The sequence below is a fragment of the uncultured Lactobacillus sp. genome (assembly GCF_945290125.1).
GTDB lineage: Bacteria > Bacillota > Bacilli > Lactobacillales > Lactobacillaceae > Lactobacillus > Lactobacillus rizhaonensis.
Genome location: NZ_CALYQV010000107.1, coordinates 1 through 3,054 on the forward strand (window position 1 = coordinate 1; position 3,054 = coordinate 3,054).

Sequence of the window (3,054 nt, forward strand, 5' to 3'; positions counted from 1 at the left end):
GGCCTTTGTAATTGTTAAACCATATTTTATACATTTCGCTAGTTTTTATTTGTTTCGGCTTGCTATAGCCCTGAGTACCATTAGCCCTTAATTTATCGTAGGTGGTTTTAGCATCGTTGTAATTAGTAAATCCTTGCCTAGTTATATTGACTCGCTTACCATTCTCATCCAAACCCAAATAAAGATGAAACTTAAACCGTCGTTCACCACTTTTGCTTTCATATTCCTTTATATGACTATCTCTTTTTGGCATAACAATCCTCCTAATTTATGATAAAATAGGGTAGACGAAAGGCCTTAGGCCTTTGTCTACTTTTTACTAAGTCCTTAAGAATTAGTTTTCCAGATCAGTTCTTAAGGACTTTTTTATTTAATTACTTTTTGCTTTTTTATTTACGAGAAGATGCCAAACAAAAAAGAAAACACCAATAATTAAAGCTGCCCAGCCCCATATTTGTAAATCACCGTAATCGTGAGCATTAGTAATTCCTAAAATCCAAGCAATAATCATTAATACTAGACCAGCAATATCACCGCCTAGACTTTGTGAATTACGAGTTGCCACATATACAATTCCGCAAACTAAAAACAAAGCTGCAACAATAAAACCTGCTGTTCCACCTGCGTCGCTGGTTTTATTCTCCATTGCATGGGATGCACCAACTGCACAAGATTGGAATAATATAAATGCAGCTAACACCATTTGTAAAATGCCAATTACTAATTTTGTGATTTTCATATAAAAATCTCCTTCATTATTTGCCATAGGTTTAATGTCACTGGTGTGATGGACAATTCTTTAATAGAAATTCTACCGCGTTTAGTAAAACTTTCAATAACCAAAAAGGTGGCTATCTTGCTATTAACGACTATTATTTGTTTATTTTAAACCATACTGTGATTTTCCCGTTAGTTTGTTTCCGGTAAAATCTACTGAAACATTAGATCCTAAGTCGCCATCAATTCCAGTAAACCAGGCATATTTAGTTTGGTAATTCCCTAAAATAAACAATTGCGTTATTTCGTCTGGCATACCCCATTTTTTAAGAACGTAATCGCTGGTCGTCCCATTGTCTAACTTTCTATACGACTTGCGGGTAATAGGGCTTCTGCTTCGTTTCCAACGCAATCTGTTCAACGATCTGCCAACAACATGCTTATTAACAAATGTAAAAGAAAGATCTAATCCAGCGTAATGCCAGTTGGAAATTTCTGATTCTATGCCTGAAACCTCACTAGAAGAAGTATTTGTGGGCTTGGATCCCAACATCTTTTTAACCTTTTTATATGATGTGCCACCTTGTCCTTCTTTAGCTATATCTCCCAATTTAACTTTAGTAAAAACTGAGAGCAGCCTGGCATTTTCAATAGAAGTTTGATCTCCGTACGGATCTGTGTAAACGGTGTTTTGTTTTGCTTTAGTCGCTTTTTGATCAGTTTTATTTTTTGAAGTGCTGTTGTCATTAAAACTATCTGTAATAGAACCTACCAAGCCAGCTGTTAATAAAAAAACAATTATCCAAAACCACCAGCATTTTTTTAGTGGCTTTTTTATTTTGTCATTTTTGGTACTTACTTTATTTTTATTCCTTGCTAACTCGTTGTCATGATAGAACATAAATGCAATACAACTAATAATGGCAACTATCCAAAAAACTATCATCATTAATACTCCATTTACTTATAAAACATCATAATCCACATGGATTACTTTACCAATAATTCTACCAGGGTTTTTATCGTTCAAAAGGATTGGATCATACTGAGTGTTCTCTGGCAACAAAATTATCTCACCATTTGTAAACTTGACACGTTTAATCGTCGCACCATCATCAATCAAAACAGCAGCTAATTCTCCATTTTCAACCATTGCTTGTCGTCTAATAGTAACCAATGAACCATCTGGAATTAAGGGCTCCATGCTGTGACCCTGACATTGTAATAGAAACAATGTTCCATCAGGCTTATGGTCAAAAGTCAAATCTTTGTATCCAACAATATTTTGCTCTGCGAAAATTGGCTCTCCACATGCTATTTTACCCAATATAGGTACCCTAACTTGATAATTGTGAGGTTCTAATCTTTTAACAGTATCAATATCATCATCAGATAGAGGCCGTAAGGGACTGCCACCGATGGGATATTGGTGCATAATCTGTGATGTCGCGTTTTTTTTATATTGAGAGTATTTATGCCCATGCTCTATTAACTTGTTAGTTTGAGCATTAACTTGATTTGAACTGTCGTCTAAAAGGGTATCAATTGAAGTATGCAAAACATGGGCAACTTTTTCTAAGTTTTCAATTGTAGGCTTCTTATTCTTCCAACGATAAATAGTTCTTGTGCCTAAGCCAGCTTTATTGTTAACCTCCATTAAAGTTAAACCGTGTTCTTTAGCAATTCTCTGGATATTTTCAAATACGGTCATTTTAAATAACTCCTCATATTCAAAAATTACGTAACATTACGCTTGACAATTTACGCATAGTAACGTAATATACTGTTGTAAACAAAAAACAAAACAAATAAGAAAACGAATTAGATACGCTTTCTTTGCACAATAAAAGCTTTTTACGATGTTTGGGGAAACACTTCAGCTCTTATTTAGCATACTTTAATATTCGCACTCTTACGTAATTTTGTCAATCGTTTACACATTAATTTTTACATTATTATTTTTTAGTATTACGGAAAATGGAGGCGTAACATATGCATTTTGACGAAAAATTGCAAGCTCTAACTAATCAATACGCGCAGGAAATTAAGATTGCTTTGGTTAAAGCTGATTTAAGCCAAGCTGAATTAGCTCGCCAAATTAATGAGAATACTGCACAAGTCTGTCAGGCAATTAATGGATGCCCAGGAGAACGATTTGTCAGAATTCGAAAAAAGATTAGCCAGAAATTAGGAATTAGACCTTAAGGAGGCTTGTCAAATGGAAGTTAATGTTCCGGTAGTTATCCCAAAAAAGGACTTAGTCGACGCTGTTCGAGAAGTTCTAGCAGAAAGGGGAATATCATTCCAGGAGGAAAACGAATGGATGAATGCTACTGA

Annotated in this window: 4 protein-coding genes and 1 pseudogene; 1 reads left to right on the forward strand and 4 read right to left on the reverse strand. The window is 34.7% G+C overall.

Annotated elements, in window-relative coordinates; all coding sequences use genetic code 11:
• From Q0K80_RS10130 to Q0K80_RS10145, 4 genes and pseudogenes are all read right to left on the reverse strand, one after another.
• Positions 1-253, reverse strand: a pseudogene (locus tag Q0K80_RS10130) (site-specific integrase); the annotation flags it as partial.
• 117 nt (positions 254-370) lie between these two features.
• The gene (locus tag Q0K80_RS10135) at positions 371-739 is read right to left on the reverse strand and encodes a hypothetical protein (protein WP_294605998.1); all 369 of its coding nucleotides are present in this window, start codon (positions 737-739) and stop codon (positions 371-373) included.
• Positions 740-880: 141 nt separating this feature from the next.
• Positions 881-1,666 carry a DUF3862 domain-containing protein gene (locus tag Q0K80_RS10140; RefSeq protein ID WP_294606000.1) on the reverse strand — a complete coding sequence of 262 codons (786 nt, stop codon included), beginning with the start codon at positions 1,664-1,666 and terminating at the stop codon, positions 881-883.
• A 15-nt stretch (positions 1,667-1,681) separates the two neighbouring features.
• Positions 1,682-2,428 carry an XRE family transcriptional regulator gene (locus tag Q0K80_RS10145; RefSeq protein WP_294606002.1) on the reverse strand — a complete coding sequence of 249 codons (747 nt, stop codon included), beginning with the start codon at positions 2,426-2,428 and terminating at the stop codon, positions 1,682-1,684.
• A gap of 281 nt (positions 2,429-2,709) precedes the next feature.
• Here Q0K80_RS10145 and Q0K80_RS10150 point away from each other — a divergent pair, with 281 nt between their 5' ends.
• A complete protein-coding gene (locus Q0K80_RS10150; protein WP_294606004.1) occupies positions 2,710-2,922 on the forward strand; it encodes a hypothetical protein in 213 nt (70 codons plus the stop codon).
• Positions 2,923-3,054: the final 132 nt, after the last annotated feature.